The following is an 18,062-nucleotide window of genomic DNA, read 5'->3' as shown; positions in this document are numbered from 1 at the left end:
ATGAAAAAAATGGTCTTAAAAAACACCACACGTACACTAATGGCAGGTCTGCTGCTCATGTTCATTGCTCAGGGCTGTGAGCGCTCAGTAGATGGATTGGAAGAACCCGGGTTCACTGAAAATCCTGAAGTTTTTATTGATGGTTTTAGTTCCGGACTGGAATATTATCCGTTCGAGGGTTCAAAACTGAATGCATTTACGGTAGATAATGATGAAACCTACGACAATTCATCGGCCGCTATGCGACTCGATGTTCCCAATGTCGGCGATCCGGAAGGAGCTTATGCCGGTGCCATATTTCGTGATGATAACGGAGGACGTGATTTATCCTCCTACAATGCACTCACTTTTTATGCCAAAGGAACCACCGCCGGAACGGTAAACGAGATCGGTTTTGGGCAGGATTTCATGGGAAATGAATATGCCGTTGCACTCAATAATATGAAACTGACCACCTACTGGCGTAAATACATCATTCCCATTCCAAATGCGTCAGTGTTAACCCGCACTCAGGGAATGTTCTGGTATTCTGAAGGACCTGAAGACGGTGATGGCTACTCTTTTTGGATTGATGAGCTTAAGTATGAGAACCTGACTGATATCGCTCAACCTCGCTCTGCTATTCTTGGTGGAGAGAATGAAACCCAAACCAGTTTCATCGGCTCAAATATCCAGCTTTCCGGGTTGAATTTTACAATAAATCAGGCAAATGGTCAGGACTTGACGGTGGTACCTGCACCTGCTTATTTCACATTCAACTCAAACGATACGGATGTAGCTACGGTGAATGCAAACGGACAGGTTTCGGTAGTAGGGACCGGCACCGCTGAAATTACCGCAAGCATGAATGGCGAACCTTCGGATGGAATGCTAACCGTTGAATCTTTAGGAGAGTTTACCCCTGCACCAACGCCAACGCAAAGTCCTGAGGATGTAATCTCGATCTTCAGTGATTCCTACGAAAACGTACCGGTCGATTTCTACAACGGATTTTATGCACCATATCAGACGACCACTTCCAATGATTTTGTTGTAAATGGAAACAATGTGCTAGGCTACGAAAACTTCAACTTTGTGGGTATAGAGTTCAACCAAAACGTACCAACTATTGATGGAAGTGAAATGACCAATCTTTCCGTTGATATTTTCTTGCCTAATGAAGTGCCCGTTGGCTCTGCTTTTGCGGTAAATATCAGAGACTTTGGCCCAGATGATGCTTTTGGGGGCAGTGATGATACACAAGCAAGAATCAATATCACTCCGCCTCAATTAACTTCAGGAGAGTGGATTACCATCAATCTTGATATTTCGGGAATGGCAAGAAAAGCGAATCTGGGACAGATCGTATTTGATTCAGATAGCGGTACTGCATTGCAAGGTGCAACCATTTATGTGGATAATATTTACCTGTACCGATAGACATTAAAGCAGAAAATCAGTCAGTCAAAATTAGGATTCTGTACATGACATTTTTAAATAGAGTATCATTATTTCCATTTGCAGTTATTGCATTCATCATTACGGGCTGCGAAAGCAATGAACCCGAAGAAACCTACACTGAAATCGTCTGGCAAGATGAATTCGATGCTGATGGAAGCGTCAATTCCGAAAACTGGACCTTCGATATCGGAACCGGAGAGGAGATCTTCGGCCAGCCCGGCTGGGGAAATAATGAACTTCAGTATTATACGGATCGCCCCGAAAATGTGGAGATTCGAGACGGAATGCTGGAGATCACAGCACGGAATGAATCCTTCCAAAACTCTAACTACACTTCAGCCCGAATCCTGACGCGCGATCTATTCCAAACCACCTACGGTCGATTTGAAGCCCGAATTCAACTGCCGTGGGGACAAGGAATTTGGCCTGCATTCTGGCTGCTGGGAGATGATTCCGATGGAACGGTAAGCTGGCCACAAATCGGGGAGATCGACATCATGGAATATCGCGGACAGGAGCCCACGGTGATTAACGGAAGCGTGCACGGACCGGGCTATTCTGCTGGAAATGCGGTCACCGACCGGTATGAACTCACCACCGGACGATTTGATACGGAGTTTCATGTATTTGCGATAGAGTGGGAGCCGAATTCCATCAAATATTATGTGGATGATGTGCTCTACAACGAGATCACTCCTGAAGATGTAAATGGTGAGTGGGTATTCAATGATAACTCTTTCTACATCATTTTGAACGTGGCTGTGGGAGGATCCTTTGTCGGCCCGCCAAACAGCTCAACCCGATTTCCACAAACCATGTTAGTGGATTATATAAGAGTCTATAAACAGTAAGAACTCTTCAAGAAGTAAATCAAAAAAATTAATTAAATAATAGAATATAGCGTGTCTATCACTGTTCAAGAAATTAAAGGCGAAACCTGGTTCAAAATATCTGACTCTGACAAGCAACGTCCATTTTTTATGAGCGTAGTCAGTGATTCCAATCATTGGATGTTTATCTCAAGCAATGGCGGACTTACTGCAGGAAGAAAAAATGCCGAGTACGCACTTTTTCCCTATTACACGGATGACAAGATCACAGAACTGGCGCACACCACGGGCAGTAAAACCATTTTTCAAGTTCAGCTAAATGGGAAAACACTGGTTTGGGAACCATTTTCAGAACGGGGTGAATTTCGCTTTAAAACCAGCCGAAACGTGTACAAAAGCTGGCATGGCAATAAGATCTTATTTGAAGAGATCAACCACGATCTCGGGCTAACCTTTAGATACCAGTGGAATTCCAGCAATTTGTATGGTTTTGTGCGGAAGTCCGAGCTGACTAACCATTCGGATGAAAACCGAAAAGTTCGCGTGCTGGATGGGATGCAAAACATTATGCCGTACGGCGTAAGCAGCGATCTCCAAAATCGCTCCAGCAACCTGGTAGATGCCTACAAACGCAGCGAACTGGTTTCCGAAACTGGATTGGGAATATATGCCCTCAGCGCTATCATCGTAGATAAAGCGGAGCCAAGTGAAGCTCTGAAAGCAAACGTGGCGTGGTCCAAAGGACTCCAAAATCCAACCTATTTACTTTCTTCGCTTCAGTTAAATCGGTTCAGAAAACAGGAACCGCTTGAGCAGGAAGAAGACATCAAAGCCGAAAAAGGGGCCTACTTTTTAGTTTCTGACCTGGAGCTTTCATCCGGTTCAACCCAAAAATGGATGATGGCGGCAAACGTAAATCAGAATCACGCCAACGTGATTGAGTTGAATAAAGCCCTGAAAGAAGACAAGAATCTGGAGGCTAAAGTTGAGGACGACATCGAGCGGGGCACCGAAAAGCTGAAGCAGCTGGTAGCCGGTGCCGATGGCATTCAGCGAAGTTCGGATCAGCTTAAAAATGCCCGCCATTTCTCGAATACGCTGTTCAATATTATGCGCGGCGGGACTTTTGATCATAACTACCGAATTGAGAAAGGGGATTTTGTTGCGTACCTGAAAAACGCCAGCAAAGTGGTGGTGGAGAAAAACGGTTCGTTCATTAGCGGACTGGAAGAAACTTTCGACAAATTCACGTTGAATAAAAAATTAGCGGAATCCGATGATCCGGATTTACTCAGGCTTGGAAAAGAATATTTGCCGCTAAAATTCAGTCGTCGCCATGGAGATCCAAGTCGGCCATGGAATATATTTTCCATCAACACCCACAATGAAGTAGACGGTTCCAAAATTCTGGATTATGAAGGCAACTGGCGCGATATTTTCCAGAATTGGGAAGCACTGGCGCATTCCTATCCCAAGTTTATTGAAGGAATGATCTTCAAGTTTCTGAATGCTTCTACTTTTGATGGATACAACCCATACCGTGTGACTAAAGACGGCTTTGACTGGGAAATTGCCGATGCGGATGATCCGTGGTCGTACATCGGATACTGGGGTGATCATCAGATCATTTACCTGCTCAAGTTCCTGGAGTTTTATCAGTCGCACGAGCCGGAAGCACTTACCCAACTTTTTGATAAAGAAGTGTTCGTATATGCCAACGTTCCGTACCGAATTAAGGGCTACGAAGACATTGCCAACGATCCCAAAGATACCATCGAATTTGATGATGTGGCCGATGCCGAAATTCGCGATAAAGTTGAAAAATTGGGAGCCGATGGCGCTTTGAGAGGTAGCCAAAAAGACGATATTCACCGCGTCAATTTTATGGAAAAAACGCTGGCAACGGTGCTGGCTAAAGTGTCGAATTTCATTCCTGAAGCCGGAATTTGGATGAACACGCAACGCCCCGAATGGAACGATGCCAACAACGCACTGGTCGGGAATGGCGTGTCTATGGTGACGCTGTATTACCTGCGCAGATTTCTGAAGTTTTTTGAGCCGCTTATGGACCATGTTGAGCAGGATGAGGTATCTGTTTCCGTAGAAATGAAGACGTTTTTTGAGGGAATTCACACTGTACTCAGCGATCATTCGGATCTGCTGGATGGAAGCATCGGCAACCAAGATCGTGAGGCGATCACCGAAGCTCTTGGAAAAGCCGGAAGTACGTTTAGAAATAAAATCTACGAAAACGGGTTTTCCGGGGAGAGAACAACGATTTCAATCAGCGATATTGCTGATTTCATTTCCACGGCACTCGATTACCTGGAGCATTCCATTGAAGCAAACAAACGGGACGACGAGCTTTATCACGCCTATAACATCATGAGTTTTGAGGAAGATGGGATTTCCATTTCGTACCTCCAGGAAATGCTGGAAGGTCAGGTTGCCGCTTTAAGCTCCGGATATTTAACGCCGGAAGAATCAGTGAAGATGCTGGATGCCCTTCGCCAAAGTTCGCTTTATCGCAAAGATCAGCAGAGCTATATCCTGTATCCAAATAAGGAATTACCTGGGTTTTTGGAGCGGAATAACATCCCCAAAAAATTGGTAGAGCAATCTGAACTTTTGCCGCAGTTGCTGGAAAACGGACATCGTCAAATTATCCAGAAGGATGTGAACGGTGGCTATCATTTCAGCGGAAATTTCAAAAATGCCCGGGATTTGAAAGAAGCACTCAACGAATTAAGCACAACCCAGTACGCTGATCTGGCTAAAAAAGAAGAAAAACTGATCTTACAGATCTTTGAAGAGGTTTTCAATCACAAAGCATTTACGGGTCGTTCGGGGACATTTTTTGCGTATGAAGGATTGGGCTCTATCTACTGGCACATGGTTTCGAAGCTGTATCTCGCGGTGTATGAGGTTTGTGAAGAAGCCTATCGCAGCAATGCCGATAAATCGGTTCAACAAAAATTAGCCCGCCATTTCGAAGAGATCGGTGAAGGAATTGGTATCCATAAATCACCGGATGTGTATGGTGCTTTCCCAACGGATCCATATTCGCATACACCGAATCACAAGGGAGCTCAGCAGCCCGGAATGACCGGTCAGGTGAAGGAAGATATCATTGCCAGAATCGGGGAATTGGGCATTCGTGTGGAAGCCGGACAAGTGGAATTCAATCCATTTCTGCTGAAAAAAGAGGAATTCACGAAGGAAACCCGTGATGTAGAACTGATCTCAATACAGCAGGAAAATTATCGAATTGAAGTCCCCGAACAAGCGCTTGCATTTACCTATTGTCAGGTGCCGGTGGTCTATCGTATTTCTGATTCCGACGCACTGGAAGTTGAAATGAGCGACGGTTCAACCGGAAAATTTCAGCATACAAAACTCGACAAAGAGATATCCCAACAAATCTTCAAGCGGAGCGGCCACATCAAACAAATTACAGTATCGCTAAAACCGGAACATCTCCTATAACTCAAAACCTTGATCACCATGCACAAACCTTTCATATATACCATCCTGATAGCCTCCGTGCTGTTTGTGGGCTGTGGTGATCGAGCCGGAAATCCTATGAATGAGCAGACGATTACGGCCGAAAAAATCCTGGCCGATCCTATTAAATATCCCGCAATATCATACAGCGGATACCGGGAAATTACCCGCGACAGCGTCCCATCTATTCCGGAACTAAAAGAAGACATGCGAATTCTGTCAGCGATGGGCATCAAGATTGTGCGGACCTACAACGTGTATTTAGAAGCCGTCCCAAGATTGCTGCAAGCCATTCGGGAGATGAAAGAAGCAGATCCTGAATTCGAGATGTATGTGATGATGGGCGCGTGGATTGATGCCAAAAATGCCTGGACTGATGAACCGGAACGCATTCGGGATGAAGACAGTCCGCGTAACGCAAAGGAAATTGAGCGGGCTGCAAATTTAGCTAAAGAATATCCCGATATCGTGAAAGTGATTGCAGTGGGGAATGAAGCTATGGTGCACTGGCAAACCGAATATTGGGTGGAGCCGGGAATTATTTTGCGGTGGGTGAATCATCTGCAGGATTTGAAAAAACAAGGCGAACTTTCTGAAACTTTATGGATCACCAGCTCGGACAATTTTGCATCCTGGGGTGGAGGAGGAAGTGAATATCACAAAGAAGATTTGAACAAACTCATCCAGGCCGTGGATTACATTTCCATGCACACCTATCCCATGCACGATACGCATTACAATCCCAATTTCTGGGGTGTTCGGGAAAATGAAACCGATTTCAGCGATGAAGAAAAGATCGAAGCCGCCATGCAGCGATCACTGGAATATTCGGTTTCGCAATACCAAAGCGTGGTGGATTATATGAAAAGTCTGGGCGTGGATAAGCAAGTTCATATTGGGGAAACCGGCTGGGCTACCGTTTCCAATGGTTATTACGGTAATGAAGGTTCTCGGGCGACGGATGAGTTTAAATCGGCCCGCTACTATGAATTAATTAGGGAGTGGTCGGAGGAGAACGGCGTGTCTGTGTTCTACTTCGAAGCCTTTGATGAGAAGTGGAAAGATGCGGATAATCAACAAGGCTCGGAAAATCATTTTGGGCTGATCAACCTGCAATCAGAGGCAAAATATATGCTTTGGGATGAAGTAGATACGGGAGTTTTCGACGGACTGACAAGAGATGGAAAACCCATCACCAAAACATTTAACGGGGACCTGGATGCACTGATGGAAACGGTGAAAGTACCACCAACGGATACAGAAATTCAGTCAAAACAGGAGCTATAGACGATGATTCCGCACATAGAACTACTTACTATTTTAATCATGATCGTCTTTATGGCGTGCTGCACAAATTCGGATTCATTGGATGTGGAGATCTACGAAACCTCCGAAAGTGGAAATAAATTGACGCAAATAGAAGCGCTTTCCGAGGCTGAAAATCCAGTTCAGGTGACCATCAACCCGGTGGAAACCTTCCAGAAAATTACCGGAATAGGCGGTTCCTTTACCGAGGCAAGTGCGTATTTGTTGAATAAATTAAGTGAAGAAAACAGAAAGGAAATCCTTGAAGCCTATTTTGGGGAATCCGGTGCGCGATATTCACTCACTCGTACGCACATGAACTCCAGTGATTTTTCGCTGGGGAATTATTCCTATGCTCCGGTTCCAGGTGATCGCGACCTTGAGCACTTCTCGATTGAAGAAGACCGGAATGACATCATTCCGATGATCAAAGATGCGATGGCTATTTCTCAGGATGGCTTCAAGATTATGTCCTCTCCATGGACTTCGCCCCCCTGGATGAAAAACAACAACGACTGGAAAGGCGGAAAGCTGCTTCCCGAATATTACGATACTTGGGCACTGTTTTTCTCAAAATATCTGACTGCCTACAAAGAAGAAGGCATCGACATTTGGGGCATTACAGTGGAAAATGAGCCGCTTGGAAACGACAGCAACTGGGAGAGTATGCATTTCACCCCGGAAGAACAGAACGAGTTTGTAAAAAATCATCTGGGTCCACGATTGGAGCAGGATGGGTACGCGGATGTTGTTCTTTTAGGTTACGATCAAAATCGCCACGAAGAGCTCATAGAGTGGGTGGATGCGATGTATGACGACGAAGAAGCCGCTCAATATTACGATGGAACGGCGGTGCACTGGTATGCGAGTACGTACAAGATTTTTGCCGATGAACTTCAGTATGCGCATAAAAAAGCTCCAAAAAAGCATCTAATTCAAACCGAGGCTACGATAGATGCGGACATTCCAGCATGGAAGGATGACGCCTGGTATTGGTCTAAAGAAGCCACCGACTGGGGCTGGGATTGGGCGCCTGAAGATCGCAAACATCTTCACCCCAAATATGTGCCGGTATTTCGCTATGCGCGGGATATCATCGGTACGCTTAACAATTGGGTTGATGGCTGGGTAGACTGGAATATGGTGCTGAACCGAAAGGGTGGACCGAATTGGGCACAAAACTGGTGTGTGGCTCCGGTTATTGTGGATGAGGAAGCTGATGAAGTGTACTTCACCCCGTTGTACTACACAATGAGTCATTTTAGCCGGTGGATTCGACCCGGTGCGGTAAGAATTGGTCACAGTCAAACCGAAGAGGGATTACAGCTTACAGCCGTTCAAAATCCCGACGGAAATATTGCAGTGGTGCTCCTGAATGAAGAAGCGCAAGCGAAGGAATACAAATTAAAGCTGGGAGATAAGTCTGTCCCCATCCAAATAGCAGGGAAAGCCATTCAAACGGTCGTAATACCTGTTCGTGATCCGTCATAAATCTAAAAAAACAAAAAGATGTCGCAGCCTAAAGCTTTAAAAAAGAAAGTGCCCTATCGGCATAAAATTGCCTTCGGGATGGGTATGTTGGCCAATCAGATGTTTCCTGCTACGTTGGGGATCTTCATGGTGGTGCTGGTGCAGAATCTCGGGTTTCCCGGCTGGATGTGGGGAATTGTGTACTTTCTGCCGCGCATTCTGGATGCCGTTACCGATCCTATTATGGGATTTATTTCGGATAACACCCGCTCAAAATGGGGGCGAAGAAGGCAGTATGTAATCACCGGTGCCGTTATTATGGGTATTGCTTTTACCATCATGTGGCAGCTTTATGGGGAAAACTCGGTCAACTATAATTTTGGCTATTTCTTGTTTTGGTCGTTCGCCTTCTACATTGGCTTAACCATTTTTAGCGTGCCTTATGTAGCTATCGGCTACGAAATGAGTGACGACTTTCATGAGCGAACCGAAATTATGGCGATTGCTCAATGGATTGGTCAGTGGGCCTGGGTGATTGCACCGTGGTTTTGGGTTATTATGTATGATCCAGCTTGGTTTCCAACTGCAGAAGTTGCTACACGAGAACTGGCTATTTGGGTAGGAATCACTTTTGCCATATGTGCGATGATTCCGGGTATTTTCATTCCCAGTAAATCTACCGTAAATGAGGATTACGAGCCGTTGACCCTGCAAAATGTGAGTCGAAGCTTGAAAGAGATCCTAAGGGGATTTAAAGAAGCATTTACATCCGTTCCATTCCGAAAACTCTGTATTTCCACTTTTTTCATTTTCAATGCATTTAACACCGTAGCAGGATTTTCGTTCTTCATTATTGTCTGGTACTTGTTTAGCGGGGATGCCGGTGAAGCGGGAATCTGGACTCCACTTTTTGGAAGTGCCGGAGCCTTGGTTACCACCTTTCTGGTGATTCCCATTGTCGCTCGAATGTCCAAAAAATTGGGTAAGAAGAATGCATTTATGATAGCCCAAACAATTGCATTAATTGGGTATGCGAGTCTGTGGTTCTTATTTGTTCCCGGAAAACCATGGATGTTCCTGCTGGCCTTACCTTTCCACTCTTTCGGGATCGGAAGTTTGTTTGTTTTGATGATGTCGATGACGGCGGATGTTATAGATCTGGATGAACTCAAATATGGCAAACGCAGAGAAGGAATTTTCGGTGCCATCTACTGGTACATGGTGAAATTTGGTTTTGCCATAGCAGGTGGTTTAAGCGGTGTCATTTTATCTGTAGTTGGATTTGATGGCAACCTGGATACTCAACCTGAAGGAGCAATCACTGGACTGCGATTATTCTTTTCGGCTTTACCCATGTTTGGAACTCTGGTGGCTCTTTGGGTGATGCGCGACTATGACGTAACCGAAGAAAAAGCGAATGAGGTCCGCGAAATACTGGATGCTCGTAAAGCGGAAAAGGAAACGGCTCCCGCACCTTATTTCTACCAAAAAGACCGCCTTTTGTCCATGATTTCTATCGACCCCGACGCAGAAGCCATCGACGCCGAAATCAACAATCTCAGCATCAAGAAATTGAGAAAAGAGTTCAAAGAATCGTTGAATAGCGGTATTCATGGACTTTGTTTCAGTCCATATTTGGAAGGTCAGAATTTGGGTGATAAGCTCTCAAGAACACAAATAGAGAAAAGAATGAAAGTAGTGGCTCCGCATACCAAATGGATCCGCTCGTTCTCTTGTACCGATGGCAATGAGCTTATTCCTGAAGTGGCTAAAGAAATGGGATTAAAGACCTTGGTTGGCGCCTGGATTAATGATGAGCTGGAAGAGAATGAAACGGAAATCGAGAATTTGATCAAGGTTGCTAAAGCCGGTCAAGCTGATATCGTTGCTGTTGGTAACGAATGTTTATTGCGCGAAGAATTAAGTGAAGATGAGATTGTGGCATACATCAATCAGGTGAAAGAGGCGCTGCCCGGAGTGATGGTGAGCTATGTGGATACTTACTATCAACTTCACCAAAGCCCGAAAGTAATTGAAGCCTGTGATGTGATACTTGTGAACTGCTATCCATTCTGGGAAGGCTATGATGCAGACCATGCCTCGGTGTATTTGACCAAGATGCATGAAGTCATTAAAGAAGTAGCTGCGGGTAAAAAAGTCATCATCGCAGAAACTGGTTGGCCGACTTACGGAAAAAGCGTGGACCAAGCGGAACCATCCATCGAAAATATGATGAAGTATTTCATTCGCTTAAAGAAATGGAGTGAAAAGGAGGAAGTAGAAGTGTTTTACTTTTCCTCCTTCGACGAATCCTGGAAAGCTCGCCACGAAGGAGATGTCGGAGCGAGATGGGGTCTTTGGAATAAAAATGAACAGTTAAAAGTAAACTAAAATGTCGTTTAGAAAAGAACAATATCTGAGTTATAAAGAGTCTGATAAGGTTTCCAAGATCAACTATCTGGAAGAGCTGTCAGAAAAAGAAGTGGACTGCTTATTTCGGGAAGTGTTGGAAAGTGGAATACATGGACTTTGCTTCAGTTTGTATGAAGAAGGACAGAAGCCCGGTGATGTGATTTCGGAAGAGCAAATTCGTCGTCGCATGGAAATTATCAAACCACATACGAAGTGGGTTCGATCCTTTTCCTGTATTGAAGGCAACGAGCACATCCCAAAAGTAGCCAAAGAACTTGGACTGAAAACACTGGTTGGTGCCTGGCTGGGAGATGATCAGGAGAAAAACGAGGAGGAAACTGAAAGCCTTATCGAACTGGCCAACAAAGGCTTAGTAGATATCGCTGTAGTTGGGAATGAGGTGCTGTATCGCGAAGATCTGGAAGAGAAAGAACTATTGGATTACATCAAAGATGTTAAAAGTCGTTTGCCTAAACACATTCCGGTTGGCTATGTAGATGCTTATTACGAGTTCGTTCAAAGACCTGAGATTACCGAAGCCTGTGACGTGATTCTTTGTAACTGCTATCCATTCTGGGAGGGTACGAGTTTTGAAGATTCCTTCCAGCATATGCGCCAAATGTACTATCAGGCGAAGGAAGCCGGAAAAGGAAAACGTGTCATCATCACCGAAACCGGCTGGCCGAGTAAAGGCAAAAGTTTGGGCGGGGCCATTCCATCTGATGAAAATGCGATGAAGTATTTCATCAACACCAATTTGTGGTCGCAGGATGATGACATTGAAGTATTCTATTTCGCCTCCTTTGATGAATCCTGGAAAGTAGGTTCTGAAGGAGATGTAGGTGCTTTTTGGGGCATCTGGGACAAAGACGGAAACCTCAAATATTGAGCATGAACAGCTTCAGCAACATAGGAATTGAGCCAGGAAGAGCCATCTGTTATTCAGGTTACAGGAAAGGTCAGAGGCCGGGACATACCATCCCATGCTACGAGGAGGTAAAGGAAGATCTTCTGCTTCTTGAAGGATACTGGAAATATTTGCGCCTCTATAATTGTGACGATCATTCTCAGACTGTTTTAGATGTGATCGAAAAGGAAAACCTGGATTTTAAAGTGATGCTTGGTGCCTACATCGAAGCGGAAATGAACAACTTTAATTGTCCGTGGGGCGGAGGAGTCTATTCTGAAGAAGAGCTTGAATTAAATGCGTCTCAAAACAAAGAAAAGATCCAAAAACTTGCGGGATTTGCTGACAAATACTCCGACGTAATTTTCTCATTATCAGTAGGAAATGAAGCTTGCGTGGACTGGACCGATCATTATGTGCATGAGGATAAAGTGCTGGAGTATGTAAATATGTTGAAGTCAACAGCGGTTCAACCCGTTACGTTTTGCGAAAATTACGTGCCGTGGCTACATAAGCTCGAGATATTAGCTGAGGCTCTGGATTTCATTTGCGTCCACACGTATCCCGTTTGGGAATACAAGCACATTAATGAGGCCATCGACTACACCAAAGAAAATTACTACTCCGTGGCTGAAAAATATCCCGATTCGCCGGTGGTAATTGCCGAAGCAGGATGGGCTACAAAGTCTAATGGAAATGGCATAAATCCGGCTCATGTAAGCGAAAGTTACCAGAAAATATACTTCGAGCATTTAATGAAATGGACGGATGAGGAAGGCATTTTAACCTTTTTCTTCGAGGCCTTTGATGAAGACTGGAAAGGATCATCCGAGCCTCTGGAGCCCGAAAAACACTGGGGATTATTCTACATAGACAGAACGCCTAAAATGGCTATACGGTCTATGTATTCAAAGAAATTAGTGGGTACATCCACTGATAAAAAAGAACACATACTTTCATAAATAAATACGAAATCAACATAACCAAAGCTACAAATTACAATCATATAAATTTAGAATTATGAAAAAATCAATATTAACAACAATACTAACATTTGCCCTGCTGGCGATGTCGAATTTGGCATTTGCACAGGACAATTTGGATTTATCCATAGAATCCTTTGATGCAGCCACATCTGTTGATGGGTGGACCGCGGCCGGAGATGCGGCAAGCAAGCCTGATGAAGTTACCCTGGAATGGGCTGAAACAGCAGGTATAGATGGAACCGGAGCTATGAGATTTGGGGGAGTAAATGCTGATGGTGAAGGCGGCAGAGCTTATATCCTGGAAAAAGTATTTACGGATATCGACTTTGGCGGTGAAACAGCCGTTACGGTGTCAGTTTCTATAAAAACCGAAGCTTTAGTTGGTACCAACGTATTCGTTCTTACCGATATTGGCGGTTCCATTGTACAGCGAAATGATGGAATTATAGCCGAACTCAGTGATACTGAATATACCACATTTACTTTTGATCATGAGGCTATTTCAGCTTCTGCAAACTCTTTAAAACTTCAGTTAAATTTAGCCGCCGGTGCTGCCCAGGACCAAGGCGGTACTATTTTAGTAGATAGCATCAAAGTCACTTCATCAGGCAGTGGTGGAGATGGCGGAGTAACTCCAGGAGATGAGCTGTTAGTAAACGGAGATTTTGAAGATGGACGAGCTCCCTGGACCGAAACGGCCGGAGAGATCAGAACAGAGGGTGGAAACAGCTATTTCTTTGCAAATGTTGAAACAGCTACAGAACCTTATAATGTTAATCTGAGCCAAGTGGTAGAAATCACTCAAGGCGAGCGATACATTCTTTCCTTTGACGCTTCAACAGGAGCCGGTAATACCAGAACTATGATCGCTGGAATTGGTTTAAATGAAGCACCGTACACATCAGTGACTGAAACCATTAACTTAACCGATCAAACACAAACATTTGAGCTTCCGCTAACAGCTACCGGATTTGGTTCCGCAAACAGCCGTGTTCTGTTTGATATGGGTGCTGAAACAGGCGTAATTGTGATCGATAACGTATCGCTCGTTGTTGATACTTCCGAAGTGGTAATCCCTGAGCCTGAAGTTGCAGCTCCCGCACCTCCTGCAAGAAATGCAGGCGATGTAATTTCATTATTCAGCAATTCCTACGACAATATCACCGTAGATTCCTGGTCAGCAGAATGGGATCAAGCCGATATAGAAGATGTAGTTATTGATGGAAACGATACTAAGAAAGTCTCTTTCGTGAACTTCTTGGGAGTAGATTTTGCCTCAAGCCCATTTGATGCTTCTGCAATGACGCACTTCCACATCGACTTTTGGGTACCCGATACAGATCTGACTGGAAAAGTATTCAACTCAAAATGGTCGAATCATGAAGGTGGTTCAGGCGAAACTAATGCTTATGAAATAAATTATGCATTTACAGGAGATGAATCAGGTCAGTGGGTTTCATTGGATGTTCCGTTGTCAGAAGCCAATATTATAAATGGTGACGACAGAAGTGCATTTGCCCAGTTCTTGATCACATCTAATGTAGATTTGGCTTATGTAGATAACATTTACCTGTACCGAGAAGGTTCTGCAGAACCGGCTACCATCGAAGCGTTCTCTCTGCTTTCACCTCCCGATAATACTTCATTAAGCCTAAATGGAGATCAAGCCACTGAAGTAGCAATTGAATGGAGTCAGGCAGCATCTAATACCGATGTTACCTATACCTGGCATGCAGATACTGTTGGAAGCAGTTTTGCCAATCCCCTGGTAAGCATCCCATCTGACGTAGAAGGACAGGACACAGTTCTTACACTCACTTATGGAGCTCTTGACGCTACCCTTGCCGATCTTGGTGTTGAAGAAGGCGCATCCATTACTCTGGACTGGACAGTAACTGCAATGGCCGGCGACAGCGTTCGGTTTGCTGATGAAGTTTATACCATTACGTTGACCCGTAATATGAGTACATCTATCGAGAATAATGAACTGCCAAACAGCTTTTCTCTCGATCAAAACTATCCGAATCCGTTCAACCCAACTACCAATATCTCTTATCAGATACCAAATGCTGCAAATGTAACACTCGCTGTGTTTGACATCACAGGTAGAGAGATTGCCAGAATAAATGAAGGCCGGCAAGCTCCGGGTTCCTATACTATAACTTTCGATGCTTCAAATCTTTCAAGCGGAATGTATATTTACCGCATTGAAGCCGGAACATTCTCAGCAACTCGTAAAATGATGTTGATTAAATAAAAATCTCCATTCATTATTAAGAATGCTTAAAAACCGGTTCTGTTTCAGAACCGGTTTTTTTATACCCGAAAGATTCCTTCTACAACTTAAGATTGCTTTCTTGTAATAGAGAATGTGTTGATTATATTCGGGTGGGAATGTAAATATTCAAATTGTCATTTAGGAAGCATACCAATCATTAGTACTTTTCAACAGGATCTATTAGTCATTTAAACATCCGCTTACTTTGAAGTTAGTTGTTAGATATTTATTTATTCTGATTTGCAGTTTCAGTTCACTTTATGCGCAGCAAATTCCACAAAAAGGTGTGCCGCTGCTTAAAGGATTCACACCGGATGAATTTGACCATATGGGCAAAATCTGGGACATCGATACGGCACCCAACGGAATAGTTTATATGGCAGCGAATAAAGGATTGCTGGAATATGATGGGGAAACCTGGAAAAATTATAACGGCAGTGAGGGCATCATTCGTTCTGTGGTGGCAGTAAACGATTCCATACTATTTACCGGGTCAGACCGCGACTTTGGGATATGGAAAAGAAATCGGTTTAATGAATTTGAATACACCTCACTGTATCCATTTAAAGAAGATCTTACCGATATAAGTGAAGAATTCTGGAATGTTCACTACCTGGACGAAACGCCTTTATTTATATCCGAATACAATATTTATATCTATAAAGAACAAAATCTTACTAAGATACCTGCGCCAACCAGAATCGCGCAAAGTTTTCAGTATAAAGACCAGGTTTTTATCATAGATGAAGCTGATGGTTTATTTCAATTAGAAAACCTGTCTCCCCGAAAAAAAAATACTTTTGGTGAAGAGTTCGATGTTGAATTCGTGGGCATTTATAAATATGAAGATGAGTTAATTTTTGTATCTCAAAACAAAGGATTGTTGAGGTTGGAAAATGGGCAACTCAATCCCTTCGAAATTGAAATAACAGACGATCTGAAAACCGCAAATGTATTCAGTTTTGAACAGATAAGTGATGCGTACCTGGCTTTTGGCACCATTTTAAATGGACTTTATATTACTGATTTAGAAGGAAACTTAATTCATCACATCAACAAAAGTAAAGGGCTCCAAAATAATACCATTTTGAGCATCCATTACAGTTCTAACAATAAATTATGGTTGGGAATGGATTATGGAATTTCGGCGATAGATCTAAGCGATAATTACACCGTAGTATTAGACAATTTAGGAACCTTTGGGACGGCTCACGATGCTTTGCTTAAAGATGATATGTTTTATCTGGGCACCAATCAGGGTTTGTACACATCAAAATGGGAGGGATTAAATAACAGCAATGAGTTTTATGATTTTGATCTCATTGATGGTTCAGAGGGGCAGGTTTGGAGTTTGAATATTGTTGATGATCAAGTTTGGGTTGCTCACGACCGGGGATTGTTTGTTGTGAAGAATTCTGAACTTGAAAGAGTGGGTGAAAAACGGGGAATTTTAACCTTAAAGCCCTATGGTGACTATTTATTAGCAGGAACTTACAATGGTATTTTGATTTATGAAAGATCCGGAGAGAACTGGCAGTTCTTGAGACAAATGGAGCTGATTGCAGGATCCGTTGATCAGATTTTTGTAAATCAAAATGGAGTTTTGTGGATAAATATTCCCAACTATGGAGTGATCAGAGCAGATCTTAACCAGAATCTTTATCCCGGGAGCAGAGATATTTTTGAGGTGAGCCAATTTGAAGGTATGGATCATTACCTGGAAAAAAATGAGAATGGAATTGCGCTAATAACTGATCAATATCGATATGAATATTTGCCGGATGAAAAAAAGTTTAAGGCATATCCCAAAGAAAATTCAAAAAGTAGTATCAGTGATTTGCTCTTCCCAAATGGTGCCCCAACGCCCCTAAACGAGCAGTATCAATTCTACCCGGTTTATAATGGGTTTGCGTTAAAAGATCTGTCCATTAAGGAAAAAGAATCGGATTCCACCTTTAATTTGATCTTCAGAAATGCCTGGGCTTTTAACAATGATCAAAGAAAAAAACTATCAGGAAAAGATGAGGTTTCTTATAAGTTCAACAATCTAAGAGTAAAGGCCATAGTCCCAAATCAGGCTCATGTAACATATCAGTTTTGGTCAGATAAAACGGGAGAGTGGTCCAATCTAAGTACTAACAATACGTTGGAAATTATAGGATTATCGTTTGGGGAACATACAATAAGGGCGCGGGCGCTGGTAGATGGAATGACATCAAACATCGCAACATTTAATTTTAAGGTGATGCCTCCCTGGTACCATTCTTGGTATGCTTATTTGAGTTATTTAGGATTGGTTTTAGTCGCCGTATATCTATTTTATTCCTGGTTTGGATTATCTCTTGATAAACAGAAAAAACGGATGTTGGAAACTCAGAGAAAAACCCTTAAGAAACAGCAGGAGCATTTTCAGCAACGTTTGAAGAGGGTGGAGGAGGAAAAGCTCAGAGCAGAATACAAAAATTTGAAAGCAGAGCTAAAAAATAAGACTATCGAATTGGCAACCAAAGCGAAAGAAAATGACGAAAAAAACAAAGTTCTGAAAAAGATTAAGGATAAATTTGAGAAAATTCAGGAAAACCCGGCGTCATTAAAACGAAGAGCGGTTGAAATAAAGCATATTATTGATGAGAATCTGGATTCCAAAGAAGACGATACTTTTGAAATTCAGATTGATGAACTTCATCAGGACTTTTTTGATTCCTTAAGGCACGATTTTCCCGATCTTACGAGATATGACTTACGGCTTTGTGCATATATCAAAATTGGTTTCGATTCAAAAGAGATCGCAGATTTATTAAATATTAAACCTTCGAGTGTGTACATAAGTCGTTCTCGACTCAGAAAGAAACTGGATATCGAAACAGACAAAGATTTGCACAGTTATTTGAATTCTATTGAATCATAAAAAATGAAGAAGTACAGAGAGC

10 protein-coding genes are annotated in these 18,062 nt (G+C 43.1%); all 10 read left to right on the top strand.

What is annotated here, in order from left to right; all coding sequences use genetic code 11:
• The 10 genes from B151_RS0108250 (at position 1) to B151_RS0108205 (ending at position 18,040) form a co-directional block, all read left to right on the top strand.
• Positions 1-1,419 carry an Ig-like domain-containing protein gene (locus tag B151_RS0108250; RefSeq protein ID WP_026166570.1) on the top strand — a complete coding sequence of 473 codons (1,419 nt, stop codon included), beginning with the start codon at positions 1-3 and terminating at the stop codon, positions 1,417-1,419.
• Positions 1,420-1,463: 44 nt separating this feature from the next.
• On the top strand, positions 1,464-2,291 hold the full coding sequence (locus tag B151_RS0108245) for a glycoside hydrolase family 16 protein (protein ID WP_020403147.1): 828 nt from the start codon (positions 1,464-1,466) through the stop codon (positions 2,289-2,291).
• A gap of 51 nt (positions 2,292-2,342) precedes the next feature.
• Positions 2,343-5,756: a hypothetical protein gene (locus tag B151_RS0108240; RefSeq protein WP_020403146.1), complete on the top strand. Its 3,414-nt coding sequence runs from the start codon at positions 2,343-2,345 to the stop codon at positions 5,754-5,756.
• Positions 5,757-5,774: 18 nt separating this feature from the next.
• Positions 5,775-7,061 carry a glycoside hydrolase family 17 protein gene (locus B151_RS0108235; RefSeq protein WP_020403145.1) on the top strand — a complete coding sequence of 429 codons (1,287 nt, stop codon included), beginning with the start codon at positions 5,775-5,777 and terminating at the stop codon, positions 7,059-7,061.
• Between the two features lie 3 nt (positions 7,062-7,064).
• Positions 7,065-8,570, top strand: coding sequence for a glycoside hydrolase family 30 protein (locus tag B151_RS0108230; protein WP_020403144.1), 1,506 nt, complete (start codon positions 7,065-7,067; stop codon positions 8,568-8,570).
• Between the two features lie 18 nt (positions 8,571-8,588).
• Complete coding sequence (locus tag B151_RS0108225) at positions 8,589-10,940, top strand: MFS transporter (protein ID WP_020403143.1); 2,352 nt, start codon at positions 8,589-8,591, stop codon at positions 10,938-10,940.
• A 1-nt stretch (position 10,941) separates the two neighbouring features.
• Positions 10,942-11,850, top strand: a complete 909-nt coding sequence (locus B151_RS0108220) for a glycoside hydrolase family 17 protein (RefSeq protein ID WP_020403142.1) — start codon at positions 10,942-10,944, stop codon at positions 11,848-11,850.
• 2 nt (positions 11,851-11,852) lie between these two features.
• Positions 11,853-12,830: a glycosyl hydrolase family 17 protein gene (locus B151_RS0108215; protein WP_020403141.1), complete on the top strand. Its 978-nt coding sequence runs from the start codon at positions 11,853-11,855 to the stop codon at positions 12,828-12,830.
• Between the two features lie 58 nt (positions 12,831-12,888).
• Complete coding sequence (locus tag B151_RS19490) at positions 12,889-15,111, top strand: carbohydrate binding domain-containing protein (protein ID WP_083909883.1); 2,223 nt, start codon at positions 12,889-12,891, stop codon at positions 15,109-15,111.
• A gap of 226 nt (positions 15,112-15,337) precedes the next feature.
• Positions 15,338-18,040 (top strand): ligand-binding sensor domain-containing protein, encoded by a 2,703-nt coding sequence (locus B151_RS0108205; protein ID WP_040516733.1) that lies wholly within the window; start codon positions 15,338-15,340, stop codon positions 18,038-18,040.
• Positions 18,041-18,062: the final 22 nt, after the last annotated feature.

This window comes from Gracilimonas tropica DSM 19535, assembly GCF_000375425.1.
GTDB classification, from domain to species: domain Bacteria; phylum Bacteroidota; class Rhodothermia; order Balneolales; family Balneolaceae; genus Gracilimonas; species Gracilimonas tropica.
Note: the sequence above shows the minus strand (reverse complement) of the source record. Positions and strands in the feature narration are given on the sequence as shown.